Below are 525 nucleotides of genomic sequence, written 5' to 3'. Positions count from 1 at the left end.
GGAGGTGACCGGTACTAATAGGCCGAGGGCTTGTCCTCAGTTGCTCGCGTCCACTGTGTTAGTTCTGAGGCAACGACCGTTGCCGGCTTTGAGCAGAACGCATAACTACAGAGTGTGCTTGTTCGCTCGAAACCATTAGGGTTTCGGTGGTCATAGCGTGAGGGAAACGCCCGGTTACATTCCGAACCCGGAAGCTAAGCCTCACAGCGCCGATGGTACTGCAGGGGGGACCCTGTGGGAGAGTAGGACGCCGCCGAACAATCTTTGGAGGACCCCTGGTCCCAGCGTTCAGCTGGGACCAGGGGTCCTTTTGTTTTTACAATGCTTGTGTACCGAAGACAGGAGTCACCATGTCCACCAACTCTCCCGACGACCGACCGGAGCGCGACCAGCGGCGACGGGACAGTGGTGACCGCGGTGACCGCGGCGGCTACCGCGGAGACCGTGGCGGCTTCCGTCGCGACAACGACCGTGGTGGTTACGGCCGGCGTGATGACAACCGCGACAACCGTGGTGGCGGCTACG

General features: G+C 61.1%; 1 rRNA gene. It reads left to right on the top strand.

Annotated features, from left to right (window positions below):
- The first annotated feature begins 142 nt into the window (after window positions 1–142).
- Window positions 143–259 (top strand): 5S ribosomal RNA (gene rrf / locus IE277_RS46875).
- The last annotated feature ends 266 nt before the right edge of the window (window positions 260–525 follow it).

Origin of the sequence: Streptomyces alanosinicus, assembly GCF_014650595.1 — a bacterium.
In the GTDB taxonomy this organism is placed as follows: domain Bacteria; phylum Actinomycetota; class Actinomycetes; order Streptomycetales; family Streptomycetaceae; genus Streptomyces; species Streptomyces alanosinicus.
This window is presented reverse-complemented; position numbering and strand designations above follow the sequence as displayed.